This is a genomic window from Streptomyces sp. DT2A-34 (genome assembly GCF_030499515.1).
Taxonomy (GTDB): Bacteria; Actinomycetota; Actinomycetes; order Streptomycetales; family Streptomycetaceae; genus Streptomyces.
Genome location: NZ_JASTWJ010000001.1, coordinates 2,346,594 through 2,371,764, shown reverse-complemented (window position 1 = coordinate 2,371,764; position 25,171 = coordinate 2,346,594). Strand labels below are relative to the sequence as shown.

General features: G+C 70.7%; 24 protein-coding genes. 14 read left to right on the top strand and 10 right to left on the bottom strand.

Annotated elements, in window-relative coordinates; translation table 11 throughout:
• Positions 1-180: 180 nt before the first annotated feature.
• Positions 181-2,454: a cation-translocating P-type ATPase gene (locus QQM39_RS10195; RefSeq protein WP_301996375.1), complete on the bottom strand. Its 2,274-nt coding sequence runs from the start codon at positions 2,452-2,454 to the stop codon at positions 181-183.
• Positions 2,455-2,570: 116 nt separating this feature from the next.
• A complete protein-coding gene (locus tag QQM39_RS10190) occupies positions 2,571-2,867 on the bottom strand; it encodes a heavy-metal-associated domain-containing protein (RefSeq protein ID WP_301996374.1) in 297 nt (98 codons plus the stop codon).
• Between the two features lie 269 nt (positions 2,868-3,136).
• On the opposite strand from QQM39_RS10190, the gene QQM39_RS10185 reads away from it, so the two are divergent.
• Positions 3,137-3,451, top strand: coding sequence for an MFS transporter (locus QQM39_RS10185; RefSeq protein ID WP_301996373.1), 315 nt, complete (start codon positions 3,137-3,139; stop codon positions 3,449-3,451).
• The gene (locus tag QQM39_RS10180; protein WP_301996372.1) at positions 3,400-4,215 is read left to right on the top strand and encodes an MFS transporter; all 816 of its coding nucleotides are present in this window, start codon (positions 3,400-3,402) and stop codon (positions 4,213-4,215) included. Before QQM39_RS10185 ends, QQM39_RS10180 begins: the two co-directional genes overlap by 52 nt.
• On the opposite strand, the gene QQM39_RS10175 is transcribed toward QQM39_RS10180, so the two are convergent.
• Together QQM39_RS10175 and QQM39_RS10170 are read right to left on the bottom strand one after the other, a co-directional pair.
• Positions 4,196-4,603, bottom strand: coding sequence for a four-helix bundle copper-binding protein (locus QQM39_RS10175; RefSeq protein ID WP_301996371.1), 408 nt, complete (start codon positions 4,601-4,603; stop codon positions 4,196-4,198). The two genes, QQM39_RS10180 and QQM39_RS10175, sit on opposite strands and share 20 nt — an antisense overlap.
• Positions 4,604-4,774: 171 nt before the next feature.
• Positions 4,775-5,275 carry a DUF4396 domain-containing protein gene (locus QQM39_RS10170; protein ID WP_301996370.1) on the bottom strand — a complete coding sequence of 167 codons (501 nt, stop codon included), beginning with the start codon at positions 5,273-5,275 and terminating at the stop codon, positions 4,775-4,777.
• A 286-nt stretch (positions 5,276-5,561) separates the two neighbouring features.
• On the opposite strand from QQM39_RS10170, the gene miaB reads away from it, so the two are divergent.
• The 3 genes from miaB to QQM39_RS10155 are packed head-to-tail and all read left to right on the top strand — an operon-like array spanning position 5,562 to position 8,153.
• Entirely contained in the window at positions 5,562-7,088 is a 1,527-nt protein-coding gene (miaB, locus tag QQM39_RS10165) for a tRNA (N6-isopentenyl adenosine(37)-C2)-methylthiotransferase MiaB (RefSeq protein ID WP_301996369.1), read from the top strand.
• A 23-nt stretch (positions 7,089-7,111) separates the two neighbouring features.
• Positions 7,112-7,372, top strand: a complete 261-nt coding sequence (locus QQM39_RS10160) for a hypothetical protein (protein WP_301996368.1) — start codon at positions 7,112-7,114, stop codon at positions 7,370-7,372.
• A 52-nt stretch (positions 7,373-7,424) separates the two neighbouring features.
• Positions 7,425-8,153, top strand: a complete 729-nt coding sequence (locus QQM39_RS10155; RefSeq protein ID WP_301996367.1) for a class III extradiol dioxygenase subunit B-like domain-containing protein — start codon at positions 7,425-7,427, stop codon at positions 8,151-8,153.
• A 69-nt stretch (positions 8,154-8,222) separates the two neighbouring features.
• On the opposite strand, the gene QQM39_RS10150 is transcribed toward QQM39_RS10155, so the two are convergent.
• Complete coding sequence (locus tag QQM39_RS10150) at positions 8,223-8,492, bottom strand: antitoxin (RefSeq protein WP_301996366.1); 270 nt, start codon at positions 8,490-8,492, stop codon at positions 8,223-8,225.
• A 24-nt stretch (positions 8,493-8,516) separates the two neighbouring features.
• On the bottom strand, positions 8,517-8,798 hold the full coding sequence (locus QQM39_RS10145) for a hypothetical protein (RefSeq protein WP_301996365.1): 282 nt from the start codon (positions 8,796-8,798) through the stop codon (positions 8,517-8,519).
• A 182-nt stretch (positions 8,799-8,980) separates the two neighbouring features.
• Here QQM39_RS10145 and miaA point away from each other — a divergent pair, with 182 nt between their 5' ends.
• The 6 genes from miaA to hflX all read left to right on the top strand — a co-directional run bounded on the left by miaA (position 8,981) and on the right by hflX (position 17,476).
• On the top strand, positions 8,981-9,919 hold the full coding sequence (gene miaA, locus QQM39_RS10140) for a tRNA (adenosine(37)-N6)-dimethylallyltransferase MiaA (protein ID WP_301996364.1): 939 nt from the start codon (positions 8,981-8,983) through the stop codon (positions 9,917-9,919).
• 108 nt (positions 9,920-10,027) lie between these two features.
• Positions 10,028-10,531, top strand: a complete 504-nt coding sequence (locus QQM39_RS10135) for a hypothetical protein (RefSeq protein WP_302003538.1) — start codon at positions 10,028-10,030, stop codon at positions 10,529-10,531.
• 111 nt (positions 10,532-10,642) lie between these two features.
• A complete protein-coding gene (dapF, locus tag QQM39_RS10130) occupies positions 10,643-11,512 on the top strand; it encodes a diaminopimelate epimerase (RefSeq protein WP_301996363.1) in 870 nt (289 codons plus the stop codon).
• A 309-nt stretch (positions 11,513-11,821) separates the two neighbouring features.
• Positions 11,822-14,014, top strand: a complete 2,193-nt coding sequence (locus QQM39_RS10125) for a bifunctional (p)ppGpp synthetase/guanosine-3',5'-bis(diphosphate) 3'-pyrophosphohydrolase (protein ID WP_301996362.1) — start codon at positions 11,822-11,824, stop codon at positions 14,012-14,014.
• A gap of 160 nt (positions 14,015-14,174) precedes the next feature.
• Positions 14,175-15,845, top strand: a complete 1,671-nt coding sequence (locus QQM39_RS10120) for a M1 family metallopeptidase (RefSeq protein ID WP_301996361.1) — start codon at positions 14,175-14,177, stop codon at positions 15,843-15,845.
• Between the two features lie 137 nt (positions 15,846-15,982).
• Positions 15,983-17,476: a GTPase HflX gene (gene hflX, locus QQM39_RS10115; protein WP_301996360.1), complete on the top strand. Its 1,494-nt coding sequence runs from the start codon at positions 15,983-15,985 to the stop codon at positions 17,474-17,476.
• 130 nt (positions 17,477-17,606) lie between these two features.
• On the opposite strand, the gene QQM39_RS10110 is transcribed toward hflX, so the two are convergent.
• On the bottom strand, positions 17,607-18,818 hold the full coding sequence (locus tag QQM39_RS10110; RefSeq protein ID WP_301996359.1) for a serine protease: 1,212 nt from the start codon (positions 18,816-18,818) through the stop codon (positions 17,607-17,609).
• 279 nt (positions 18,819-19,097) lie between these two features.
• A complete protein-coding gene (locus tag QQM39_RS10105) occupies positions 19,098-20,336 on the bottom strand; it encodes a serine protease (protein ID WP_301996358.1) in 1,239 nt (412 codons plus the stop codon).
• Positions 20,337-20,691: 355 nt separating this feature from the next.
• Between QQM39_RS10105 and QQM39_RS10100 the strand changes: the two genes are divergently transcribed.
• Entirely contained in the window at positions 20,692-21,180 is a 489-nt protein-coding gene (locus QQM39_RS10100) for a flavin reductase family protein (protein WP_301996357.1), read from the top strand.
• Positions 21,181-21,319: 139 nt separating this feature from the next.
• On the opposite strand, the gene QQM39_RS10095 is transcribed toward QQM39_RS10100, so the two are convergent.
• Entirely contained in the window at positions 21,320-22,006 is a 687-nt protein-coding gene (locus tag QQM39_RS10095; protein WP_301996356.1) for a response regulator transcription factor, read from the bottom strand.
• 208 nt (positions 22,007-22,214) lie between these two features.
• Between QQM39_RS10095 and QQM39_RS10090 the strand changes: the two genes are divergently transcribed.
• On the top strand, positions 22,215-22,424 hold the full coding sequence (locus QQM39_RS10090) for a hypothetical protein (protein WP_301996355.1): 210 nt from the start codon (positions 22,215-22,217) through the stop codon (positions 22,422-22,424).
• Positions 22,425-22,507: 83 nt separating this feature from the next.
• Here the strand turns inward: QQM39_RS10090 and QQM39_RS10085 are convergent, their stop codons facing one another.
• Entirely contained in the window at positions 22,508-23,107 is a 600-nt protein-coding gene (locus QQM39_RS10085; RefSeq protein WP_301996354.1) for a TetR/AcrR family transcriptional regulator, read from the bottom strand.
• Positions 23,108-23,242: 135 nt separating this feature from the next.
• Here QQM39_RS10085 and QQM39_RS10080 point away from each other — a divergent pair, with 135 nt between their 5' ends.
• A complete protein-coding gene (locus QQM39_RS10080; RefSeq protein ID WP_301996353.1) occupies positions 23,243-24,403 on the top strand; it encodes a serine hydrolase in 1,161 nt (386 codons plus the stop codon).
• Positions 24,404-25,171: the final 768 nt, after the last annotated feature.

Here is a 25,171-nt window from a genome sequence, read left to right as displayed (position 1 = left end):
CCCCGCTCATGTTTCCCGGCCGTCGTCCACCAGGCGTTGAAAAAGAGACCTGACGCACGGCGTCATATCCGTCCTCGACGAACCCTTCGACCTGCGTCGCGCCCGCGGGTAACGGGACGCAACGCAGTAGGGCCCTGCCTTCCGGCAGGGCCCTACTGACCAACTGGGATGTCGACGCGCCTACTTGAAGGAACGCAGGCGCAGGCTGTTCGTCACGACGAACACCGAGGAGAACGCCATCGCGGCGCCCGCGATCATCGGGTTGAGCAGGCCGGCCGCGGCCAGCGGCAGGGCGGCGACGTTGTAGCCGAACGCCCAGAAGAGGTTGCCCTTGATGGTGGCCAGCGTCCGGCGGGAGAGGCGGATCGCGTCGGCCGCCACCCGCAGGTCGCCCCGTACGAGGGTCAGGTCGCCCGCCTCGATGGCCGCGTCCGTGCCGGTGCCCATCGCCAGTCCCAGGTCGGCGGTGGCCAGGGCGGCCGCGTCGTTGACGCCGTCGCCGACCATCGCGACCGAACGGCCCTCGGCCCGCAGCCGCTTGATCACGTCCACCTTGTCCTGGGGGAGGACCTCGGCGATGACCTCGTCGATGCCGACCGCCCGTGCCACGGACTCGGCGACGAGCCGGTTGTCGCCGGTCAGGAGGACGGGCGTGAGGCCCAGCCGCCGCAGCTCGGCGACGGCTTCGGCGCTGGTCTCCTTGATCGCGTCGGCCACCGTGATGACGCCGCGTGCCTTGCCGTCCCAGGCGACGGCGACCGCCGTACGCCCCTCGGCCTCCGCCGCGGCCTTGGCCTCGGCCAGCTCCCGTGGCAGTTCGATGGCCCACTCGGCGAGTAGCTGCTCGCGTCCGACGAGTACGGCGTGGCCGTCGACGGCGCCCTGGACGCCGAGGCCGGCGACGTTCTCGAAGTTCTCCGGCACCGGCAAGCCGCCGGCCCGCTCGCTCGCACCGGCGGCGATCGCCTGGGCGATCGGATGCTCGGAGGCGTGCTCCAGCGAGCCCGCCAACCGCAGCAGTTCAGCCTCGTCGACTCCCTCGGCGACGTACACGTCCTGGAGGGCCATCCGACCCGTGGTGACGGTGCCGGTCTTGTCCAGGACGACCGTGTCGACGCGGCGCGTGGACTCCAGGACCTCTGGGCCCTTGATGAGGATGCCGAGTTGGGCTCCGCGTCCGGTGCCGACCATGAGAGCGGTCGGGGTGGCGAGGCCCAGGGCGCACGGGCAGGCGATGATCAGGACGGCGACGGCGGCGGTGAACGCGGCGGTGGCGTCGCCGGTGGCGCCGAGCCAGCCGCCGAGGGTGGCGACGGCGATGAGGAGGACGGCCGGGACGAAGACGGCGGAGATCCGGTCGGCGAGGCGCTGCACCTCGGCCTTGCCGTTCTGCGCGTCCTCGACGAGCTTCGCCATGTGGGCGAGCTGGGTGTCGGCGCCGACCCGGGTGGCCTCGACGACCAGTCGGCCACCGGCGTTCACCGTGGCACCGGTGACCGCGTCCCCGACGCTCACGTCGACCGGTACGGACTCGCCGGTCAGCATGGAGGCGTCGACAGCGGAGGAGCCCTCGACGACGGTCCCGTCGGTGGCGACCTTCTCTCCAGGCCGTACGACGAACCGGTCGCCCACCGCCAACTGCCCGACCGGTATGCGGACTTCCTTGCCGCCGCGCAGCACGGAGACGTCCTTCGCGCCGAGCTCCATCAGTGCCCGCAGCGCCGCGCCCGCCTTGCGCTTGGACTTCGCCTCCAGATACCGCCCGGCCAGGATGAACGCGGTCACACCGGCCGCGGCTTCCAGGTAGATGGCGGAGGAGCCGTCCGTACGGGAGACGGTGAACTCGAAGCCGTGCCGCATGCCCGGCATGCCGGCGTGCCCGAAGAACAGCGCCCAGAGCGACCAGCCGAGTGCGGCGAGCGTGCCGATGGACACCAGCGTGTCCATGGTCGCGGCGCCGTGCCGGGCGTTGGTGAACGCGGCCTTGTGGAAGGGCAGCGCCCCCCAGACGACGACCGGGGCCGCCAGAGTCAGCGACAGCCACTGCCAGTTGTCGAACTGAAGGGCCGGAACCATTGCCATCAGTACGACGGGCACGGACAGGGTCAGCGACACGAACAGCCGCTGCCGCAGGGAGAGCAACTCGCCGTCCGCTGTCGCGGGGGTCTCGGCGGCCCGCTCCTCGGCGGCCGGTGGCGGCGGCTCCTCGGCGGTGTAGCCGGTCTTCTCGACGGTGGCGATGAGGTCCGTGACCTCGATGTCCTCCGGGTACGAGATCTTCGCCTTCTCGGTGGCGTAGTTGACGGTCGCGGTGACGCCGTCCATCCGGTTGAGCTTCTTCTCGATGCGGGCGGCGCAGGAGGCGCACGTCATGCCGCCGATGGAGAGCTCGACCTCGGAGGCGGGTGCGGGCTCCGCACCGCCGAGTGTCTTCTCGGGAGCCGTGCTGGTCATGCGTATCTCCTGGGAGAGGCCGGGACGCGCGGCGTCCGTATCAGCGGAGCGGTGCGTCCCGGCGGGGGAGGGAAACTCGCGTTGCTCGACCCGGGGCGGGTGCCCCGGCAGGGCCCTCAGGCCCGGCCGACGAGCTCGTAGCCGGCCTCGTCGACGGCGGCGCGGACGGCCTCCTCGTCGAGCGGGGTGGCGGAGGCGACGGTGACCTCGCCGGTCTTGGCCACGGCCGTCACCGCCGTGACGCCCTCCAGGGCGGAGATCTCCTGGCTGACTGCGCCTTCGCAGTGGCCGCAGGTCATGCCCGAAACCTTGTAGACGGTCGTGATGCCAGTGTCCTGCGCCTCGGCCGCGGCGCCCGAACCGCAGGAGCCGTCGGAGGAGCAGCAGGATCCGGAGGTGGTCTGGGTGGTCATGGGTGCTCCCTCAGGGTGTGGATGCGCGGGTCTGCCGTCGAGAGGGGGGAGTCTTCCGCAACCTCTCTCGACGATGCTAACACTATACCCCCCAGGGGTATTCCTGCCCCTGTGATGACCCCCACATCCGAACGGGCCCCGTGAGTACGTGCGCGCAGCGTCCGCGCGGCGTTGGGAACGGGCTGACGGCGCCGGCCTCCAGGAGGGCGTCGGCGCCGCCCCGCTGTCCCCCTCCGTCCTGTCGATCGTCACGACCACCTTCCACGGCGGTGGAGCGCAACAAGGCCCTCGACGTGTGGGCGGCGATCGGCGGGTCAGGTGCCGCCGCCGGGGTGCTGCTCGACGGGGTGCTCACCGACGGGCCGGGCTGGCAGTGGGTCTTCTACGTCAACGTGCCCGTCGGTCTCCTCGTCCTTGCCGCCGTCCCCACGGTCGTGGGGGCCCGTGCCCCGCGGCCCGTCCGGGTCGACGCCCCGGTGCCGACTCGGGATGGACAGCTCCGGCCACGCAGCTGCCGCTGGCCGGCGCGGCGGTGGCGTACGTCCTGTTCGCCGTCGCCGAGCGGGCGAGCCTGGCCCCGCTGATGGATCTGCGCATGTTCACCCGGCGCCCCGTCCTCGCCGGGGCGTTCCTGATGCTGATGGCCACCGCCCTGCTGATCGCCTTCTTCTTCCTCGGGTCCGTCAACCTCCAGCACCTGCGCGACCTCAACCCGCTGAAGACCGGCCTGTTCATCCTCCCGGTGGCCGTCGCCACCGGCATCGGCGCGCACCAGGGCTCCCGCCTCGTAGGCAGGATCGGCAACCGTGCAACGGCCGTCGCCGGCATGGTGATCGCGGCCGCAGGGACCGTGCCGCTGACCGGGCTGTCGGACACCGGCAGCCTGTACGCCGTTCTGCTGCCGGGCTTCTCGGTCGCCTCCCTCGGCATCGGCGCGGTCTTCGTCACCGCCACCACCACCGCGCTCGCCATGGTCGAACACCGGGAGGCGGGGCCGGCGTCGGTGTCGGTGTCGGTGTCGTCAAACCCTTCCACGCGGTGGGCGGTTCCCTCGGCGTCGCGGTCGTCTCCCCGTCGCGGCCTCCGGCATCGAGCGCGGTACGGTCGGCGGCTTCACCGACGCGTTCATGGCGTGCGCGGTGGCACCCGCCGTCAGCGCGGCGGTGGCCCCGGTGCTCGTACCGCGCGGCAAGCCGCAGATGACCGGCGGACCGCACGTGCGCTGAACCGACGCTCACCGCCCGGCACGCCGACCGGGCAACGATTCCGGATGTGCGTGAGGGCCGCCGGATCGCCGTTCCGACGGCCCTGTCGGTGCGGCCGGCTGGTCAGCCGAGGGCCTGGATGAGGTCGTTGCACGCCTGCTCGCAGGAGCGGCAGGCTTCCGCGCACAGGCGGCAGTGCTCGTGCGTGTCGGCATGCGCGGAGCATTCGTCGGCGCAGGCTTTGCAGGCGGTGGCGCACGCGGTGAGGATCGCGCGGGTGACGTTCGCGTCGTAGCCGGTGTGCCGGGACAGCACGGACGCGGTGGCGTTGCAGACGTCCGCGCAGTCCATGTCGGTGCGGATGCACTTGGTGAGTTCACCGACCATGCCCTCGGACAGGCAGGCGTCCGCACACGCCGTACACGCCTGGGCGCAGGCGAGGCACTCCTCGATACAGCGCGTGAGCTTGTCGCGGTCCACCTGGCCCAGGTCGGCAGGGTAGGTGGCAAGCATGTCCTTGACCGTGGTCATCACCGGTCGCCTCCTTCGGGTCGATGCCGGACGGGCGGCGGGCCGGGACGGCCGCGCCTCTCCCTCTCCCGGCCCCTGCCGGGTTGGCCCGGCCCGGTGACGCAAACGCGGTCGGGGCACCCCTGTTCCGCCAGGGGAGCCCCGACCGCGTGGGCCTGTGCGTTCGGTTCGTCAGTGGTAGGCGTGGACGACGGCGTGGCCCTTGCCGCGGCCGATCATCCACTTGTTGATCGGCGTGGTGACCAGGAAGGCGACCCCGAACCCGCCCAGCAGCGCCCCCCAGAACAGCCCGTCGGACAGATGGGCGTCCATCGCACCCGGGGTGAGGGCGATGATCGCGTTGTCGACGAACTCCATCACGGCGATCGACACGGTGTCGGCGGCCAGTGCGACCTTGATCGCGGACTTGAGGCCCAGACCGGCCCGGACCACCGCGAACAGGGTGAACGAGTAGCCGAAGAGGAACGCCAGGCTGATCGCCAGCACCATGGTGGGTACGTTGCCCCACAGCAGCGCGGTGCCGATGACCATGCCGAGGATCTCACCGATGGCGCACCCGGTCAGGCAGTGCAGCGTCGCCTTCACCGCCGTGCCCCAGGACGCCCCCGCATGGGCGCCGTGGGGAGCCGTATGACCGGCGTGACCATGACTTTCGTGCGTGGTGTGGTCCATGACCTTCATCCCCTGTTTCCGTCCGGTGCGGTGGCCCGTTCTCGGCGGCCACATCGACAACCCTATACCCCTAGGGGGTATTCCTCCAGTGGGGTTGGGTCCTGGGCGAGACCAGATTCCGAGGGTGGCCTCGCATTCCTCCGGGACGAGGTTGAACCCGTCCACTTCGCTGGACGCGGGCCACGACCAGCCCGCCACAGCCGCTCGCAGACGCTGTGCCGGCAGCGCCATGCACCGGGCACGAGGGCCGGACCTGTGACCTTCGGGAACCGCCTACCCTTGACCCATGACCAGCAGCAGCGACCGGAGCCCGGCAGTGGACGTTCAAGGATCCAAGAGTTACGAAATCCGCACCTACGGGTGCCAGATGAACGTCCACGATTCCGAGCGATTGTCCGGGCTGCTCGAAGACGCCGGTTACGTACGCGCACCCGAGGGCTCGAACGGCGACGCGGACGTCGTCGTCTTCAACACCTGCGCGGTCCGCGAGAACGCCGACAACAAGCTGTACGGCAACCTCGGCCACCTCGCCCCGATGAAGACCAAGCGGCCCGGCATGCAGATCGCGGTCGGCGGCTGCCTCGCGCAGAAGGACCGCGACACCATCGTGAAGCGGGCGCCCTGGGTGGACGTCGTCTTCGGCACGCACAACATCGGCAAGCTGCCCGTCCTGCTGGAACGCGCGCGCGTGCAGGAGGAGGCGCAGGTCGAGATCGCCGAGTCGCTGGAGGCGTTCCCGTCGACGCTGCCGACCCGTCGCGAGAGCGCCTACGCGGCCTGGGTGTCGATCTCCGTCGGCTGCAACAACACCTGCACCTTCTGCATCGTCCCGGCCCTGCGCGGCAAGGAGAAGGACCGCCGCACCGGCGACATCCTCGCCGAGATCGAGGCCCTGGTCGCCGAGGGCGTCAGCGAGATCACGCTGCTCGGCCAGAACGTCAACGCGTACGGCTCCGACATCGGCGACCGCGAGGCGTTCAGCAAGCTGCTGCGGGCCTGCGGGAACATCGAGGGCCTGGAGCGCGTCCGCTTCACCTCCCCGCACCCGCGCGACTTCACCGACGACGTCATCGCCGCCATGGCCGAGACGCCGAACGTGATGCCGCAGCTGCACATGCCGCTCCAGTCCGGCTCGGACACGGTCCTGAAGGCGATGCGCCGCTCCTACCGCCAGGAGCGCTACCTCGGGATCATCGAGAAGGTCCGCGCCGCCATCCCGCACGCCGCGATCACCACCGACATCATCGTGGGCTTCCCCGGCGAGACCGAGGAGGACTTCGAGCAGACCCTGCACGTCGTCCGCGAGGCCCGCTTCGCCCAGGCCTTCACCTTCCAGTACTCCAAGCGGCCCGGCACCCCGGCGGCCACCATGGAGAACCAGATCCCCAAGCAGGTCGTCCAGGCGCGCTACGAGCGTCTCGTCGCCCTCCAGGAGGAGATCTCCTGGGAGGAGAACAAGAAGCAGATCGGCCGCAAGCTGGACCTGATGGTCGCCGAGGGCGAGGGCCGCAAGGACGGCACCACCCACCGCCTCTCCGGCCGCGCCCCCGACAACCGCCTGGTCCACTTCACCAAGCCGGAGCAGGAGGTCCGCCCCGGCGACGTGGTGACGGTCGAGATCACGTACGCCGCCCCGCACCACCTTCTCGCCGAGGGTGCCGTCCTCGACGTCCGCCGCACGCGCGCGGGCGACGCCTGGGAGAAGCGGAACGCTGCCGAGCAGCCCAAGCCGGCCGGTGTCCTGCTCGGCCTTCCCAAGGTGGGCGTGCCGGACCCGCTGCCGGTGGTCACCGGGGGCTGCGCCGTCGACTGACCGAACCGTGAGGGGGCGCAGGCATGGCTCATTGGGTGGTCGTCGAGGAGTTGCCGGACAGGTTCCGGCCGATCGCGCGTTTCGAAGGCACCCGTGAGGAGGCGCGGCGCAAGCTGTACGAGACGGCGTGCACGCACAAGTTCACCGAGGGGCTGCAACAGCGTCGTCGCGAGGTCTACCGCGTGGACGACGACACGTACTACGTGGAGGTCAAGGGCGGGCTGGGCACGTACCGCCTGCGGTACTCGCTCGCGGAGCGCGTGTGGAATACGGACGCCCCATGACCCGCGGACGCCGTCCCGGGCCGTCCCGGGGCGCCGCAGTAGGCTGCCGATCATGCTTGTCGCCGCCGCCGTCTGTCCTTGCCCGCCGCTCCTCGTCCCCGAGCTCGCCGCGGGCGCCGCACCCGAGCTGGATGCCGCGCGTGCTGCCTGCACGGACGTGCTCGGCGTGCTCGCGGCCGCCCGGCCGGACCGGCTCGTGGTCGTGGGGCCCGGCGAGGAGAGCGGGCACGCGGCGTATCCGCAAGGGGCCTGGGGTTCCTTCCGCGGCTTCGGCGTGGACATCGACGTACGGCTGGGCAGGGCCGAGGACGACGCGGCCGCTCCGGCGCCGTCGGAACGCCGGCTTCCGTCCTCGCTGGCCGTCGCCGCGTGGCTGCTGGAGCGGACCCGGTGGTCGGACGCTCCGATCGAGGGACTCGGAGTGGGGGAACCTCTGGAGGCCGAGCGGTGTATTGAAATCGGAAGGGACATCGCTGCCCGGGCCGAGCGGGTGGCACTGCTGGTGATGGGCGACGCCAGCGCCTGCCGCACGCTCAAGGCTCCCGGCTACCTCGACGAGCGGGCGGCCCCCTTCGACGCGTCCGTCGCGCGTGCGCTGGGCAAGGCGGACGTGGCGGCGCTCAAGACGCTGGACACCGAACTCGCGCGTGACCTGATGGCCTCGGGCCGGGCCCCGTGGCAGGTCCTCGCGGGAGCTGCCGAGGAGGCGGACCTTTCGGGCGCCCTGCTGTACGAGGACGCGCCGTACGGGGTGGGGTACCTGGTCGCGACCTGGTCGTAGGGCACGCCGACCCCAAACGGCGGACGGCCGGGAGCCCGCAAGCTCCACGGCCGTCCGTCGATGTGCCGTTCAGGTGGTCGGCGGGGGTGCGTCCGGCGGCGGCGTACTGCTGCCCGTCGCCGTGTCGTCGCCCTTGTGCGCGAGTCGGTCCACGGCGCCCTTGGCCTTGTCCGTGCCCGTGTGGATCTTGTCGCTGTACTTGCCCTTGGTCCTCTCGTCGACGACCTTCGCAGCCTTGTCGAGGCCGTGTTGGACCTTTTCCTCGTGCCGCTGCGCGAAGTCGGAGACCTTGTCCTTGGCCGGGGCGAGTTTGGCTTTCAAATTGTGCATCAGACCCATGCTTCACCTTCCCGCGCGGGGCAGTTACGTGCGGGCGCCCTCGTCGGCCTCACGATCGGCCGCCTCGTCGGCGGACTGCTGCTTGGGGATCTCGACGCCTTCGTCGGTATCGGCCTCGACAGGCTCCGCCGCCGTCGACCGGGCCCCGTCCTCGGCCCCGTCCTCGACCTGGACCTCGGCCGACCCCTTCGCCTCTGCCGCCTCCTCCGCCGCGGGTTCGGCCGTTGGTGTGCCGGCCTGCGCCTCGGCGGTTGACGCCTCCTCCGTAGCCTTCGACCTCCGGAGAAGTCGTGCGAAAACGCCCATATCCACTCCATACGTTACTCGTGCGGGCGAAATCCCGCGTCGTCCGGTGCGCCCGTTTGCGTCGCCCGGTCGCCGCCCCCGCGAAACCGGCGGCGAAAACCTCGCAACTGGCAACGACCCCGCGCGCGTGCCGTCACGTAACTCGTTCGAGGCCACCCCCTGAGGTTTGCGAGACTGGGTCGGTGAGCAGCGCATCCTCCGCCCCCCGAGTCATCGCCGTCGTCGGACCGACCGCGGCCGGAAAGTCCGATCTGGGCGTGTTCCTGGCCCAGCGACTCGGCGGTGAGGTCGTCAACGCCGACTCCATGCAGCTCTACCGAGGGATGGACATCGGCACCGCCAAGCTGACGCTCGAGGAGCGCGCCGATGTCCCGCACCACCTGCTGGACATCTGGGACGTGACGGTCACGGCGTCCGTCGCCGAGTACCAGCGGCTCGCGCGCGAGCGGATCGACGCCCTGCTGGCCGAGGGGCGCTGGCCGATCCTGGTCGGCGGCTCGGGGCTGTACGTCCGTGGAGCCGTCGACAACCTGGAGTTCCCCGGCACCGACCCCGAGGTCAGGGCCCGGCTGGAGGAGGAGCTCGCGCTGCGCGGCTCCGGCGCGCTGCACGCCCGCCTGGCCGCCGCCGACCCCGAGGCCGCGCAGGCCATCCTGCCCAGCAACGGGCGCCGTATCGTCCGGGCCCTCGAGGTGATCGAAATCACCGGGCAGCCCTTCACCGCCAACCTCCCCGGCCACGACTCGGTCTACGACACGGTCCAGATCGGCGTCGACGTGGCCCGCCCCGAGCTCGACGAGCGCATCGCGCGCCGGGTCGACCGGATGTGGGACGCCGGCCTGGTGGAGGAGGTCCGCGCGCTGGAAGCGCAAGGGTTGCGAGAGGGGCGTACGGCCTCGCGTGCGCTCGGCTACCAGCAGGTACTCGCGGCGCTCGCCGGAGAGTGCACCCTCGAAGAGGCGCGCGCCGAGACCGTACGTGCCACCAAGCGCTTCGCGCGCCGCCAGGATTCATGGTTCAGGCGCGACCCGCGGGTGCACTGGTTGAGTGGGGCTGCGGCGGATCTCACAGAACTTCCGCATCTCGCGCTGGCGTTGGTCGAACGACCGGTTACAGCCTGATCACGTGATGGCATCGGGACGCTCCGGCCGCCGTCCGGGCCTCCGGCGCCATGCCATCATCGAGCTTCGATCGACCAAGTGGAGTCCGAGTTGGGAGGGCGCGTGGCGATGGAGGCCGGCCCTCGCGACACCGCACAAAGCACCGAGAACGTCACCACCGACAGGGGCGAACCGGAGCAGGACGGCGACCGTCTGAGCCCCGACGGTCCCGACGAAGCGGAAGGTGGCGTCACCGACGACGGCCCCGAGCCCGAGGAGATGTACGCCAGCGGCCCGGAGGTCGAGGTCGAGCTGCGCCCGCAGCGCCGACTGCGTATCTGGCAGCTCGCGCCCATCGTGTCCCTCGCCGCGGTCGGCTCCCTGATGTTCGCGTTCCCGCTGGCCTTCGACTTCGGCGACAGCGGGGCCGTGATCGCCATGCTGGGGCTGCTGATCTGTTCCTGCGCGGCCGGCTGGGGCATGATGGCCGCCCGCCGGGTGGGCTACACCTGGCCGGGTCTGCCGCCGCGGGGCGCCGGACGCAGGCCCGACTGGCGGGTCGTAGGCGCCTACGTCCTGCTCGTGGCCGCGGTGGTCGTGCTCGCCGTGTGGCGCGTGGCCCGGCTGCGCTGACCTCCACGTGCGCGTGGATCGGCGTACGACCACGCGCGCGCGTGGTCTGGCGTGGGACCCCGCGACCCCGCACGTGCATGGCTTGTCGTACCGACCCCTTACGATCGAGGAATGAGCACGCGGATCGCCTTCCTCAAGGGGCACGGCACCGAGAACGACTTCGTGATCGTCCCGGACCCCGAGAACGCCATCGACCTGCCCCCGGCCGCCGTCGCCGCGCTGTGCGACCGCCGCGCGGGCATCGGCGGTGACGGGCTGCTGCATGTGGTGCGGTCCGCGGCGCACCCCGAGGCCCAGGACATGGCGGCCGAGGCCGAGTGGTTCATGGACTACCGCAACGGCGACGGCTCGATCGCGGAGATGTGCGGCAACGGCGTGCGCGTGTTCGCGCGCTACCTCCAGCGCGCCGGACACGTCGCCGAGGGCGACCTCGCCGTCGCCACGCGCGGGGGCGTGAAGACGGTGCACATCGCCAAGGACGGTGACGTCACGGTCGGCATGGGCAAGGCGCGGCTCCCCGAAGGGGACGTCACGGTCAGCGTCGGCGAGCGCAGCTGGCCCGCGCGCAACGTGAACATGGGCAACCCGCACGCCGTCGCCTTCGTGGACGACCTCGCGCACGCCGGTGACCTGTACTCTCCGCCGCCGTTCAGCCCTGCCGCCGCCTACCCGGACGGCGTCAACGTCGAGTTCGTGGTCGACCGCGGGCCCGGGCATGTCGCCCTGCGCGTGCACGAGCGCGGTGCCGGCGAGACCCGTTCGTGCGGCACGGGCGCGTGTGCCGTCGCCGTGGCCGCCGCGCGGCGGGACGGCGCCGACCCGGCGGTCACCGGTGCCCCCGCGACGTACACCGTCGATGTGCCGGGCGGCACCCTGGTGATCACCGAGCGGCCGGACGGCGAGATCGAGATGACCGGCCCCGCGGTGATCGTCGCCGAGGGTGAGATCGACGCGGACTGGCTGGAAAACGCGGCCAGTTGAGGGGTAGGGGCGGCTTGGGGCGGCTTGGTATCCCAGCCCCGACCGCTCCGGCGCCTGTCAGCTGCCCCTTCCGGGGGACGGCCGCATTCGAAAACATGGCCGGTCGTCTGCCAGGTGGCGGAAAATCGTAAACCTGTGAACCCTCGCTCGAATGGGTGATCCGTTTCACGCTCGGCGAGAGGCGGTCAGCCGCACGTGATGGGCTCGGTAGCATCAAGCACCGGCCCGGACGGGGGAGATGTCGCCATCCCCTGAGCCGTGTCCGCCATGGGGCACCCCGTCCGCCGGTCCACGCAGCCGGAGGTGCCCATGAGTGCGGAGGCAACGAATTCCGCGACGCCAGGCCCGGTAGCAGGCCCTGTGACGCCCGCGGTGTCCCGCAGGAAGGCCCGCGCCCGGATCGATCTGCGCCGCCTCGGCCGGGCCGCGCTGCTCGGCCCCGCCGCACGCGGCCGGCTGCCCGACGCCATCAGCCATGTCGTCGACGCCCACCGCGCCCACCACCCCGACGCCGATCTCGAACCACTGCGCCGCGCCTATGTGCTGGCCGAGTCCTCGCACCGCGGCCAGATGCGCAAGAGCGGTGAGCCGTACATCACGCACCCGCTCGCGGTGACCCTGATCCTCGCCGAACTCGGCGCCGAGACCACGACCTTGACGGCCTCTCTGCTCCACGACACCGTCGAGGACACGGACGTGACGCTCGATCAGGTCGGCGAGCAGTTCGGCGCGGAGGTCCGCTTCCTCGTCGACGGCGTGACCAAGCTGGAGAAGGTCGACTACGGCGCCGCCGCCGAGCCCGAGACCTTCCGCAAGATGCTCGTCGCCACCGGCAACGACGTCCGGGTGATGTCGATCAAACTCGCCGACCGGCTGCACAACATGCGCACCCTCGGTGTGATGCGCCCCGAGAAACAGGCCCGCATCGCCAAGGTGACCCGCGACGTCCTCATCCCGCTCGCCGAACGGCTCGGCGTCCAGGCGCTCAAGACCGAACTGGAAGACCTGGTCTTCGCGATCCTGCACCCCGACGAGTACAAGCACACCCGGGAGTTGATCGTCGACAACGCCTCCCGCGCCGACGATCCGCTCGCCGAGACGGCCGACGCGGTGCGCAAGGTCCTGCGCGAAGCCGGCATCCAGGCCGAAGTGCTCATCCGGCCACGGCACTTCGTCTCCGTGCACCGGGTGTCCCGCAAACGCGGCAGGCTGCGCGGCGCCGACTTCGGACGGCTGCTGGTGCTGGTGAACGAGGACGCGGACTGCTACGGCGTCCTGGGCGAACTGCACACCTGTATGACGCCCGTCGTCTCGGAGTTCAAGGACTTCATCGCCGTCCCCAAGTTCAACCTGTACCAGTCGCTGCACACCGCCGTCGCCCGCGAGGACGGCCAGGTCACCGAAGTCCTCATCCGGACCCACCAGATGCACAAGGTCGCCGAGGCCGGTGTCGTCGCGCTCGGCAATCCCTACGCTCCTCCTTCGGAGGAGCAGGTCGCCGCCAGCGACGGTGAGCGCGCCGACCCCACGCGTCCCGGCTGGCTGTCCCGGCTCCTCGACTGGCAGGAGGCCGCGCCCGACCCGGACACCTTCTGGTCGACGCTCCGCGAGGACCTCGCCCAGGACCGCGAGATCACCGTCTTCCGGCCCGACGGCGGCACCCTGGGCCTGCCCGAGGGCGCGACCTGTGTGGACGCGGCGTACGCGCAGTACGGCGAGGACGCGCACGCGTGCATCGGTGCCCGGGTCAACGGACGCCTGGCGACGCTCAGCACGGTTCTGCGGGACGGGGACACCGTCCAGCTCCTCATGGGCCAGGATCCGGCCTCGGAGCCCTCCAGGGAGTGGCTGGAGCACGCCCACACGCCCGCCGCCCGGATCGCCATCCAGCGGTGGCTGGCCGCCCATCCGTCGCAGGGCGATGCTCCCGGGGCGGAGGAGACCCGGGTGCTTTTCCGGCCCACGGCGGACGGATCGGCGGGTCAGGAGGCCGGCGCGGAGGGGCAGGCCGTCCGCCCTGCCGTCGAGGGCCCGGCCGGCCGTTCCGCCAACGCCGACGTCCTGGTCGACCAGCCGGGCGCGACCGTACGCCTCGCCGGCTGCTGCACCCCCGTACCGCCCGACGAGGTCACCGGATTCTCCGTGCGTGGGGGAGTGGTGACCGTCCACCGCGTCGAGTGCGCCGCCGTGGGCCGTATGAAGGGCGCGGGGCGCGCGGAGGTGGGCGTGCGCTGGGGTGACACCACCGAGTGCCGGGTCACGCTGGTCGCCGAATCGTTCGTCCGCCCGCACCTGCTGGCCGACCTCACGGAAGCGATGGCCCTGGAGGGCGCCGAAATCGTCTCGGCGACGGTCGAGCCACCGAGCCAGCAGCGCGTGCGCCACACCTACACGGTCCAGCTACCGGACGCGGCGCTGCTCCCGGGGCTGATGCGGGCGATGCGCAATGTGGGGGGCGTGTATGACGTGAGCAGGGCGCAGCCACAGACGCAGGGAGCGTGAGGCTGGGCGGGGCGCGCAGCACAGGAAGCCCTCACACCAACGCCTTCCAGCAACGACCGCACCCCCAGCGCCCCCGCCAGCACCCACCCGAGACCCCCGTTCGAGTGTGCCGGTCGCGCGTCGTCGACGTCCCGCACGCGCGCGCTGATAGCCGTGGTCCATGCTGCTCACCCCCCGCACCGAGGCCCAGCGACCAGTCCCTGGCGCTCCTCGCCCCCGTCCCCGCACCCGTCGGCGTCTCAAGGCCCCCGCGCTGTTCGCCCTCGCCCTCTCCTCCTGCCTGCTCGCCGCGAGCGCCCCTGCCGAACCCCTGGGTGTCGGCGACCGCCTCTTCCCGCACCTGGGCAACCCCGGCTACGACGTGGCGTCGTACGACCTCTCCTTCACCTATCCCGGCACCAACGCCAAGCCACTCAAGGCCGTCACCACGATCAACGCCTGGGCGACCACGGATCTGGAACGCTTCAATCTGGACTTCGCCCACGGCAAGGTCGAGTCCGTCGAGGTCGACGGGGAGCCCGCGTCGTTCAGCAGTGCCGGTGAGGATCTCGTGATCACGCCCGAGGAGCCGTTGTCCGAGGGCAGCTGGATGCAGGTCACCGTGCGGCACACCAGCGATCCCAAGTACGGCAAGAGCCGGGACGGCGGCTGGGTACGGACGGCTGACGGCCTCGCCATGGCCAACCAGGCCGACGCCGCCCATGTCGTGTTCCCGTGCAACGACCACCCCTCCGACAAGGCGATGTTCACCATCCGGGTCACCGCGCCCAACGGCTACACCGCCGTCGCCAACGGTCTGCGGACCGACGTGGACCGGTCGGGCAGGACGACGACCTGGACGTATCGCACGCGCCACCCCATGGCCACCGAACTCGCCCAGGTGTCCGTCGGCCGTTCCACGGTGCTGCACCGCACCGGCCCGCACGGACTGCCCGTACGGGACGTCGTGCCCACCAAGGACCGCGAGCGACTCGAACCGTGGCTGAAGAAGACCCCCGGCCAGATCGCCTGGATGGAGCGGAAGGTCGGGCGGTATCCCTTCGAGACGTACGGCCTGCTCATGGCCGAGGCCGCCACCGGCTTCGAACTCGAGACCCAGACGCTCTCGCTCTTCGAGAAGGAGCTCTTCACCGAGTCGGCCTACCCGAAGTGGTACATCGAGTCGATCATGGTGCATGAGCTGGCGCACCAGTGGTTCGGCGACAGCGTCAGCCCGCGCACCTGGTCCGACCTGTGGCTCAGCGAAGGGCACGCCACCTGGTACGAGGCCCTCTTCGCGGCGGAGAAGACCGGCCGGCCGCTGGAGGCACGGATGAAGGCCGCGTACGCCGCCTCCGACCGCTGGCGCGCGGCCGGCGGACCCCCGGCCGCCCCCAAGGCCGGCGCCCCCGGCAAGAAGAACGGCATCTTCCGGCCGAACGTCTATGACGGCGCGGCACTGGTCCTGTACGCCCTCCGCCAGGAGATCGGCGCCTCGGCCTTCGAGCGTCTGGAACGTACCTGGGTGAGCCGCCACCAGGACGGTTCCGCCACGACGGCGGACTTCGTCGCGCTCGCGGAGGAGATCTCCGGACGCCACCTCGACGGGTTCCTGCATGCCTGGCTGTACGGGAAGAAGACCCCGCCGATGCCCGGGCAGCCGGAGTGGAAGGCCGTGGACCCCGACAAGGCGCCCGCGAAGAAGAGCACCGCGAAGCCTGCGGCGAAGAAGCCCACCGCTAAGAAGCTCACCGCGAAGAAGGCCACTGCGAAGAAGCCGAGCCTCAAGAAGGCGACCGTCAACAAGGTGACCGTCAACAAGGTGACCGTCAACAAGGCGATCGCGAAATAAGGCGGTGACGAGACGGCCCGTGCCGTGCGACCATTTTCGGGTCGGCGCGGCACGGGTCGCGGGAATCTCCCGGGGCACTGGTGCGTTGAGAGCAGTGAAGGCGCCGCAAACGGCTTCCCCATCGACGTAAGGACCCAATGACCTCCTCTTCTTCCTTTTCCCAGGACACGCAGCGCTTCGTGCACACCTATCCCGAAGGTCTTCGGGCCGATGCCCTGATGGAAGAGGACGTCGCCTGGAGCCACGAGATCGACGGAGAGCGGGACGGCGACCAGTTCGACCGCTCCGAGCGCGCGGCTCTGCGCCGTGTGGCGGGCCTCTCCACCGAGCTCGAGGACGTCACCGAGGTCGAGTACCGCCAGCTCCGCCTGGAGCGGGTCGTGCTCGTCGGCGTCTGGACCACGGGGACCGTGCAGGACTCGGAGAACTCCCTCGCGGAGCTCGCCGCCCTCGCGGAGACCGCGGGCGCGCTCGTGCTCGACGGCGTGATCCAGCGCCGCGACAAGCCCGACGCGGCCACCTACATCGGCTCCGGCAAGGCCGAGGAGCTGCGGGACATCGTGCTCGAGACGGGCGCCGACACCGTCATCTGCGACGGTGAGCTCAGCCCGGGCCAGCTCATCCATCTCGAAGACGTCGTCAAGGTCAAGGTCATCGACCGTACGGCCCTGATCCTCGACATCTTCGCCCAGCACGCCAAGTCCCGAGAGGGCAAGGCGCAGGTCGCGCTCGCGCAGATGCAGTACATGCTGCCGAGGCTGCGAGGCTGGGGTCAGTCGCTGTCCCGGCAGATGGGCGGCGGCAAGGGCGGCGGCCTCGCCACCCGTGGTCCCGGTGAGACCAAGATCGAGACGGACCGGCGACGGATCCGCGAGAAGATGGCGAAGATGCGCCGGGAGATCGCGGAGATGAAGACCGGCCGCGAGATCAAGCGCCAGGAGCGCAAGCGCCACAAGGTGCCGTCGGTCGCCATCGCGGGCTACACCAACGCCGGCAAGTCCTCCCTGCTCAACCGCCTCACGGGCGCGGGCGTGCTGGTCGAGAACGCCCTGTTCGCGACCCTCGACCCGACCGTGCGCCGGGCCGAGACCCCGGGCGGACGGCTGTACACGCTGGCCGACACGGTCGGCTTCGTACGGCACCTGCCGCACCACTTGGTCGAGGCGTTCCGCTCCACCATGGAGGAGGTCGGCGAGTCCGACCTGATCCTGCACGTGGTGGACGGCTCGCACCCGAACCCGGAGGAGCAGCTGGCCGCCGTGCGCGAGGTGATCAGGGACGTCGGCGCGACCGACGTACCGGAGATCGTCGTGATCAACAAGGCGGACGCGGCCGACCCGCTGACGCTGCAGCGGCTCATGCGGATCGAGAAGCGTTCCATCGCCGTGTCGGCCCGCACCGGCAAGGGCATCGACGAACTGCTCGCGCTGATCGACGACGAGCTGCCCCGCCCGTCCGTCGAGATCGAGGCGCTCGTGCCGTACACCCACGGCAAGCTGGTCGCCCGCGCCCACACCGAGGGCGAGGTGATCTCCGAGGAGCACACCCCGGAGGGCACGTTGCTCAAGGCGCTGGTGCACGAGGAGCTGGCGGCGGATCTCGCGCCGTACGTTCCGGCGGCGACCGCCTGAGCTGCCGTAGGCCGGCCGCCTGAGCCGTCGTTCGTGACGGAAAGGCGGCCCGAGTCGCCGTGGAAACGCCGAAGGCCCGTCCCCCTCTCGCAGGGTGGGCGGGCCTTCCGTACGTGTCGGTGGGCGTGTGTCACCGGCCGCCGTATGTCTTGCTCATGTGCTGGTACACCGACTCGGCGCCCGCGCCCAGCTGCGGGCCCGCGAGCCAGGTGTTGTCCTGCGGGCCGATCGACGTGTTCGACACGAGCGTGGTCTCGCCGTTCACCACGCGGAACCAGCCGCCGCCCGACGAACCGCCCGTCATGGTGCAGCCGATGCGGTACATCGTCGGCAGAGCCGGGCTCAGCGACAAGCGACCCGGACGGTCGAGGCACTTGAACATCTGCAGGCCGTTGTACGGCGGTGCCGCCGGGTAGCCCCAGGCGCCCATCGTGGCGACCTCGCTCGCGGGCGGAGCGGAGAAGTCGACGTCAAGGGCGCCGGTGGTCTCCTCCAGGGACTTCGCGCCGGCCTCCGGCGACACATGCAGCACGGCGTAGTCGTACGCGGCACCCGCGCCGCCTGTGTCCGAGCCGCCCTGGATCCACTCGTTCGACGTCGAGGCCCAGTCGGCCCACCAGTTGCCGTAGGGAGCGATCTCGGTGGCCGTCGCGTTGCCCAGCTGTGCCTCGGACTTGCCGAGGTCGTTGTAGGCCGGGACGAAGACGAGGTTGCGGTACCAGCCGCCGCTCTTGCCGGCGTGCACACAGTGGCCGGCCGTCCAGACGAGGTTGGACTTGCCGGGGTGGTTGACGTCCTTGACGACCGTGCCGGAGCAGACGGCCGGGCCGTCCGGGGTGTCGAAGAAGACCTTGCCGACGGGTGCCGCGTTCTCGTGGTACGGCGTCTTCTCGGCCGTGGCCCGCACGGGCGCCGGCTCGGGCTCGCTCACGCCCTGGTCGGCCGAGGCGTCCTGCGTGGTGACCGTCTTGTTGGCCTCCTTCGCGGACTGCATCCGGTCAGGCTTCCAGAGGCCCTCGATCACCGGGTTGACGAAGTCCTTGGCCTCGCTGAGCCACTGGTCCTTGTCCCAGTTCTTCCAGGCCCCGTCCTTCCATTGGTCGAGGTCGATCCCGTGTTCCTTGAGCTTGTCCGCGAGCTCGGCCGGGAGCTGGATCTTGCCGTCACCGGCGGCGGCGTCGGCGGCCTGCGAGGCGGCGGCCTCGGCCTGGTCGCTCGCCGAGTCCGCGGTCGAGCCGCCACAGGCGGTCGCGGTCAGCGCCAGCGCGGCGACGAGCCCGGTGGCGGCGAGGACGGAGCGCCGCCCGCGGCGTGGCACTGCGGGCGTAGGTGTGGAACGCATGGTGCGATGACCCCCGTTGAAGCGTGTTGCTGCTGTGGCGCCTTGATGGCGGGCGCGTGTCGCGGAGGGGTGGTGCGCTCATGGGCGCGAGCCCCTCGGACTCGACACCCCACTATGCCCGGGGAGTTGAGGTCGAACGGCGGTGGGGCGGTGAAGGTTTCTCCCCACCGCCCCACTGCCCCACCTCAGCCGGTGCCTACGCCGCAGCCACCGACCGGCGTCCGGTGAACGTCACCGACCGGCGTCCGGTGAACGTCACCGACCGGCGTCCGGTGAACGTCACTGACCGGCGAACTTCTCGCTCACGTCGTCGTATACGCCCTTGGCTCCCTCACCCAGCCGCGGACCCGCAAGCCAGCCCGAATCCACCGGGCCGATCGAAGTGTTGGAGACCAGCGCGGGCTTGCCGTCCGAGCCCGTCGCGACCCAGCCGCCACCGGACGAACCGCCGGTCATGGTGCAGCCGATGCGGTACATCGTCGGGGTCGACTTGTTGAGCGACAGCCGACCAGGCTTGTCCTGGCACTGGAACAGCTTCTGGCCGTCGAACGGCGCGGCGGCCGGGTAACCGATCGCCTTGAGGCTGTCCATTTGCGGGACCGCGGGGGCGTTGAAGTCCACCGGGAGGGCCGAACCGACCGTCTCCTCCAGGGACTTGCCGCTGCCGCCCTCCTCCGGCTTCACATGGAGCACGGCGAAGTCGTACGGGGCGCCGTCCCCGCCGGTCGGGCCGCCCTGCGCGATCCACTGGTCCGAGGTCTGCGCCCAGTCGGCCCACCACACGCCGTACGGAGCGACCTCCTCCTTGGTCGCGCTCTCCAGCTCCGCCGTCGCCTTGCCCGCGTTGTTGTACGACGGCACGAAGGCGATGTTGCGGTACCAGCCGCCGCTCTTGCCCGCGTGCACACAGTGGCCCGCGGTCCACACCATGTTGGACTTGCCGGGGTTGGCCGGGTCCTGCACGACCGTCGCCGAGCAGACCATCGTGCCTTCGGGGGAGTCGAAGAACACCTTGCCCGCCTCGGGGGCGTTGACGTGGTACGCAGGCGGCACGGCCCGCGCGTCCACCGGCTCCGGCGTCGGGTCGGTCACCCCCTGGTCACCGGAGAGGTCGCTGTCGTCGACACCCCGGTCCGGGTCCTCGGCCTCCCGCATGCGGTCCGGGTCCCACAGGCCCTCGATGATCGGGTTGATGTAGTCCTTGGCCTCGCGGAGCCAGTCGTCCCTGTCCCAGTTCTTCCAGGCGCCGCCCTTCCACTTGTCGATGTCGATCCCGTGCTCTTTGAGCTTGTCCTTGATGTCGTCCGGGATCGTGATCTTGCCTTCACCTCCGGCCGCCGCGGACGCGGTGGCCTCCCCGCCCGCCTCGGCGTCGCCCGACTCACAGGCCGTGACGGTGAGGGCCAGCGCCGCGGCGAGCGCGACCACGGGCAGCGGGGAGGTGCGGCGGGCAGTCGGCCGGGGCCGGCGCGCGCTCCCTCCTCGGCGAGCGGTGAACGACGGCCGTATCGATCGCATGAGCTGACTCCCCCTGAGGTGACGGTACTTGGTGCGGCGGCCGTGAACTCCCGCTGATCGCTTGTCGATCGCTTGCTGACGCTTGCGAACGCCGGCGAACTCTTGCTGGTCGGGCGTGATGTCACGGCGCGTTGGGACGGCATCACACACTATGCGGTCGCTGTGGGGGAGTGCTGGCGGGTCGGCAACGGTTTCGCTACGGGCTGTCTGATCTGGCAATTCATCCGGGGAGGTGCCTGCCTCCGGGTCCGCCTTCCCGCCAGGGCCTGGCCGGGCTGCTGGATGGCATGGGCGCGCGCTCCGTGGTGAGGTGATGCCGAGAGGTGGAGTCACGGGTGACGGGAGCGGCTTGGGCATGGTGGGCATGGACGAGTTCGTCGGACGGCTGAACCCCGACATGTGTGTGGTCACGGCTGCGGCGGGCGGCGAACGGGCCGGCTGTCTGGTCGGATTCGCCTCGCAGTGCTCCATCCGGCCGGTGCGGTTCGTGGTGTGGCTCTCGGAGGTCAACCACACCTTTCGGGTGGCACGGTCCGCGCAGGTCCTGGCCGTGCACCTGCTGGCTCGCGATCAGCGTGCCCTGGCGGAGCTGTTCGGCGGGCGCACGGGCGACCGGGAGGACAAGCTCCGGCACGTCCGCTGGCGGGAGGGGTACGGCGGGGCCGTCATTCTTCAGGACGCGCCGGCGTGGTTCGTCGGCCGGATCGTCACGCGCGTCGGCGGCGGTGACCACATCGGCTTCGTCCTCGACCCGGTCGAGTGGGGCGAGCGCGAGGCGTACGACGGGCCGCTGCTGCGCCTTGACGACGCCCGCACCATCTCGCCCGGTCATCCGGTGGACTGACCGAGTCGGTGGGATTCGAACGCCGGGTAGCGCACTGGGAAAGGCTCGCCGGCTGGGAGAGCCGTCCAGCCAAGCCCCGACGACAAGCCGGCCCAACTGGTCGAACTCTGCTGCGGTCCCCGGGTCGAGGAGCAACGAACTACTCTGCAGGAGTGACGACTCGGTAGCCGACCCCGTGCACCGTCTCGATGAGCGCAGGCATGCGAAGCTTGGCGCGCAGGGACGCGATGTGCGTTCCCAGGGTGTTTCCGCCCCCCTCCCCGCCGGTGCGCCACACTTCGCCCATGATCTGTTCTCGGGTGACGACCACACCGGGGCGCCGCGCGAGCAGGGCGAGGAGGTCGAATTCCTTGGGAGTCAGATGGATGAACGAGTGGTCCAAGCTGACCTGACGCGTCGGCAGATCGATGATCACGGGGCCGAGATACAGCACGGTTCTGACCCGTTCCGCGACGTCCTTGGCGACGGTGCGTCGGCTGACGGCGTGGATGCGTGCGAGTAGCTCTCCTGTGTCGTACGGCTTCACCACGTAGTCGGCGGCGCCGAGGTTGAGGCCGTGGATGAGGGAACGTACGTCTCCGCGCGCGGTGACCATGATGATCGGGGTGTCGGTGCGCTTGCGGATCTCGCCACAGACCTCGTAGCCGTCCATGTCGGGCAACCCCAGGTCGAGGAGGACGAGGTCGAAGCCGGCGCCCTTCGAGGCGAGCGCATCCAGGGCCGCTCCGCCACTTCGGGCGTTCGTGACCGTGAAACCGTGCCGTACAAGGACCGCGGACAGAGTGGCGACCTGGTGGCTGTCGTCCTCGACGAGCAGCAGTCTCAAACCAGCCTCCGGTTCATGGGCCGTAGGGCCTCGGTGCGTCCGAACCCCGTCCTCGCGTGTGCGCGTGCGTGCGCCAGGGGCAGTCACGCTGATGAACTGGTGCGCCGTCAAGAGGGTTCCGGCAAGGCACGATCGTGATGCTCGGTTTCCCTTCAGATGTAATGACGCCGGTCGGCGCGGCGGCGGGCCGCCGTCGCGTCAGGTGCGCGTGACGCCAGCGGCGGGCGAGAGTGCCGCCGGCGACGTCGTGCACGTGGTCGCCGACCGTTTCCGCGGCTTCGCCGGCAACGCCGGCGTGATCACACTCGGCGCGCTGCGGCGCGTGCCGGCATCGACGCGGCCCGCCGCCGACTCGACGGGCCGGGCTCCCGCCGCGTGGCGAGCGGCGCCTCCAAGGACGCAACCGGCAGCTGCCTGACCATGGACGGCGGCCAGACCGCGTTCACGGGCGGCTCGGCCATGACCGACATGCTCCGACTCGGCCGGGTCAGCAGCAGCGAGTCACGCGGTGGGCCGGTCGAGAAGACGTACGGCGAAGTCGAGCGCGCGGTCTGCCCGCTCCCGGTCCCCGGAGACGAGGAGGTCGAGCTGGAGGCCCCGTACCTGGGCGAGCAGGAGCGTGGCCAGGGCGGTGCTGTCCTCCGGAGACCAGCCGTCCCGACCGAGGCGGTCGGCCAGGACGGCGATCCAGTCCTCGACGACCGACTCCACGAGATCCCGGTCCCGGTCGGGCTTCCAGCCGTAGTGGCCGACGAGTTCGAAAAGCAGCAGGAACTGGCGCTGCTGCTTCGGCTCGCACAGCCGCTTCCACCCGGCTTTGACGAGTTCGGCCGTCGAGCGCGCTCCGCTGAGTTCCGTGTCCGAGGCCCACTGCGCGGCCAGGTCCGTCCGGATGTTCTCCAGGACGGCCATGATCAGCCCGTCCTTCGAGGAGAAGTGCCGCAGCAGCGTCGCATGGGTGACCCCGAGCGCCTGGGCCACCGGCCGCAAGGACAGGTCGGTGACGCCGTGCTCGAGGACATACTCGGTCGCCGCGGCCAGCAGCTCCGGGCGCCGGTGCTGGAAGCGCAAGCTGCGTCCGTCGACGCGGGGAGAACTCATCGGACCTTCTCCTGCTCTGCCTCTTGCTCTGCGGGACGGAAAATTAAGCGTACCACTCGGTTATCCTAACCGGCTGGTACTGCTACTTTTTCAGTGCCCCGAGGCAGGATCGCCCGTTTCGACCGAAGGACGACCGTGACTGACCAGCAGCAACTGACCATGGCTGACCTCGGCCTCTTCACCGGCGCGCCGCAGCACGACCACTTCTGCCGGATGAAGGACCTCCTCAGCGCCCGCGAGATGGCCCCGGCCGCGCAGCCGTATGTCTGGCCGGAGGGGGAGGCGATCGACCTGCCGGAGACGTACGTCTTCGACGGCACCCCGCGGTCGGGCAAGGGGTTCCTGGCCGACACGGACACGGCGGCCCTGCTCGTGCTCGTCGACGGAGTCGTCCGGCACGAGAGCTACTACCTGACCGGCGGCCCGGACGTGCAGTGGCTGTCCATGTCGGTGGCCAAGAGCTTCGTCTCCGCGCTCGTCGGTATCGCGGTGGCGGAGGGACACATCGCCGGAGTCGACGAGCCGATCAGCTCCTACGTACCGGTGCGGCCCGGCTCGGCGTACGACGGCGTATCCATCAGGGACGTCCTCCAGATGTCGTCCGGCGCCCGCTGGAACGAGGACTACAGCGACGTGACCTCTGACGTCTTCCGGCTCAGCGCCGCCACGATGGGCGTCGGCGGCACTCTCGACGACTTCGTCGCCCGCATGGTCCGCGAGAGCGAGCCCAGCACGGTCTGCCGTTACAACTCCGGCGAGACCCAGGCGCTGGGTGCCCTGGTGGCCCGGGCCACCGGCCGCCCGGTCGCCGAGTACATGCGGGAGAAGCTCTGTGAGCCGCTGGGCATGACGTCGGCGGGATACTGGCTGCTCGACCCCGCCGGGACGGAGTTCGCCTTCGGCGGGCTCAATCTGACCGCCCGCGACTACGCCAGGATCGGCGAGCTGTACCGGGGCGGCGGCAGGTGGCAGGGCCGGCAGATCGTCCCGGCCGAGTGGGTGCGCGACTCCGTCACCGTGACCGCGCCGCACCTGAAGCCCGGTCGGCCCGTGATCGGCGGGCAGCACCCCGGCCTGGGCTACGGCTACCAGTGGTGGATCCCTGACGGGGACCGCGGCGAGTTCACCGCGATCGGCGTGTACAACCAGTTCGTCCACGTCGATCCGGCGGCCCGCACCACCATCGTGAAGCTGTCCGCCAACCGCAGGTACGGGACCTCTGCCGAGGAGTCCACCAACCGCGAGAGGGAGACCATCGCCTTCCTGCGCGCGATCGCCCGGCACGACGACCGCTGACCCCGCGGCTCTCTCCGACGCGCAACCGTCGCGCGCCGACCACGCGCCGTACGTGCACCCTCTGCACCCTTTCCTCCGAGCCGGGGTGCACCCGGCCCGCGTTGGGAGAGGGGAAGGTCACATGGACGGGTGCGGGACCGAGGCGGGGCGTGCATGCCCGTCCTGGTCCTGCTGGAGGTGTTCGTCCCGCAGGGGGACTATGACCGGTTGTGGGACACGGGCGGCCCGTCGGTGTTCCCGGCCGTCAAGATTCCCTGGATCGTGGCGTTCAGCCTGGGGGCGGTCCTGCTCACGGAGCTTCGCCCCGGCGGCGACGAACGGGACCGGAAGCGGTTCGTACGACGCCGACGGACGATCACCGTGCTGGCCGCGCTGGGCGTGGCGTGCTTCACCACCTGGATGGGCGGTGACGGGTGGCGGTCGTGCTGGCACTGGGTCAGCCCCGCCGGCCGTGAAGTGGTCTGGCGGGGAACCGCGATTCAAGAGGGCTATCAGGTGGCTTTCGGGCTCACCACGGCGCTGCTCTTCGGCTTCTACGGACTGCGCCGGACCCAGCCGCCGGGGCTCCTGCCGCGCTTGGCTACGCGGAGCGGGCGGGCGCTTGCCCCGGGGTCTGCCCTGTTGAGCGGTAGCGCGACCGGAGCTGCGGCGGGTGCTGTCCTGTTCTGGTTCGGCGCTCGAGCCGACGGGCTGTTCACGGCGCCGGACCTGCCACTGTGGCGGGCTGTGGTGCCGGGAGCCGTCGGCGGCGGCTTCATCGGCACGGTC

Bases quoted from the DNA above. Each gene is read 5' to 3' on its own strand.
- QQM39_RS10195 (WP_301996375.1), bottom strand. From the start codon at position 2,454: ATGACCAGCACGGCTCCCGAGAAGACACTCGGCGGTGCGGAGCCCGCA.
- QQM39_RS10190 (WP_301996374.1), bottom strand. From the start codon at position 2,867: ATGACCACCCAGACCACCTCCGGATCCTGCTGCTCCTCCGACGGCTCC.
- QQM39_RS10175 (WP_301996371.1), bottom strand. From the start codon at position 4,603: ATGACCACGGTCAAGGACATGCTTGCCACCTACCCTGCCGACCTGGGC.
- QQM39_RS10170 (WP_301996370.1), bottom strand. From the start codon at position 5,275: ATGGACCACACCACGCACGAAAGTCATGGTCACGCCGGTCATACGGCT.
- miaB (WP_301996369.1), top strand. From the start codon at position 5,562: ATGACCAGCAGCAGCGACCGGAGCCCGGCAGTGGACGTTCAAGGATCC.
- QQM39_RS10160 (WP_301996368.1), top strand. From the start codon at position 7,112: ATGGCTCATTGGGTGGTCGTCGAGGAGTTGCCGGACAGGTTCCGGCCG.
- QQM39_RS10155 (WP_301996367.1), top strand. From the start codon at position 7,425: ATGCTTGTCGCCGCCGCCGTCTGTCCTTGCCCGCCGCTCCTCGTCCCC.
- QQM39_RS10150 (WP_301996366.1), bottom strand. From the start codon at position 8,492: ATGGGTCTGATGCACAATTTGAAAGCCAAACTCGCCCCGGCCAAGGAC.
- QQM39_RS10145 (WP_301996365.1), bottom strand. From the start codon at position 8,798: ATGGGCGTTTTCGCACGACTTCTCCGGAGGTCGAAGGCTACGGAGGAG.
- QQM39_RS10135 (WP_302003538.1), top strand. From the start codon at position 10,028: ATGGAGGCCGGCCCTCGCGACACCGCACAAAGCACCGAGAACGTCACC.
- dapF (WP_301996363.1), top strand. From the start codon at position 10,643: ATGAGCACGCGGATCGCCTTCCTCAAGGGGCACGGCACCGAGAACGAC.
- QQM39_RS10125 (WP_301996362.1), top strand. From the start codon at position 11,822: ATGAGTGCGGAGGCAACGAATTCCGCGACGCCAGGCCCGGTAGCAGGC.
- QQM39_RS10120 (WP_301996361.1), top strand. From the start codon at position 14,175: ATGCTGCTCACCCCCCGCACCGAGGCCCAGCGACCAGTCCCTGGCGCT.
- hflX (WP_301996360.1), top strand. From the start codon at position 15,983: ATGACCTCCTCTTCTTCCTTTTCCCAGGACACGCAGCGCTTCGTGCAC.
- QQM39_RS10110 (WP_301996359.1), bottom strand. From the start codon at position 18,818: ATGCGTTCCACACCTACGCCCGCAGTGCCACGCCGCGGGCGGCGCTCC.
- QQM39_RS10105 (WP_301996358.1), bottom strand. From the start codon at position 20,336: ATGCGATCGATACGGCCGTCGTTCACCGCTCGCCGAGGAGGGAGCGCG.
- QQM39_RS10100 (WP_301996357.1), top strand. From the start codon at position 20,692: ATGGTGGGCATGGACGAGTTCGTCGGACGGCTGAACCCCGACATGTGT.
- QQM39_RS10085 (WP_301996354.1), bottom strand. From the start codon at position 23,107: ATGAGTTCTCCCCGCGTCGACGGACGCAGCTTGCGCTTCCAGCACCGG.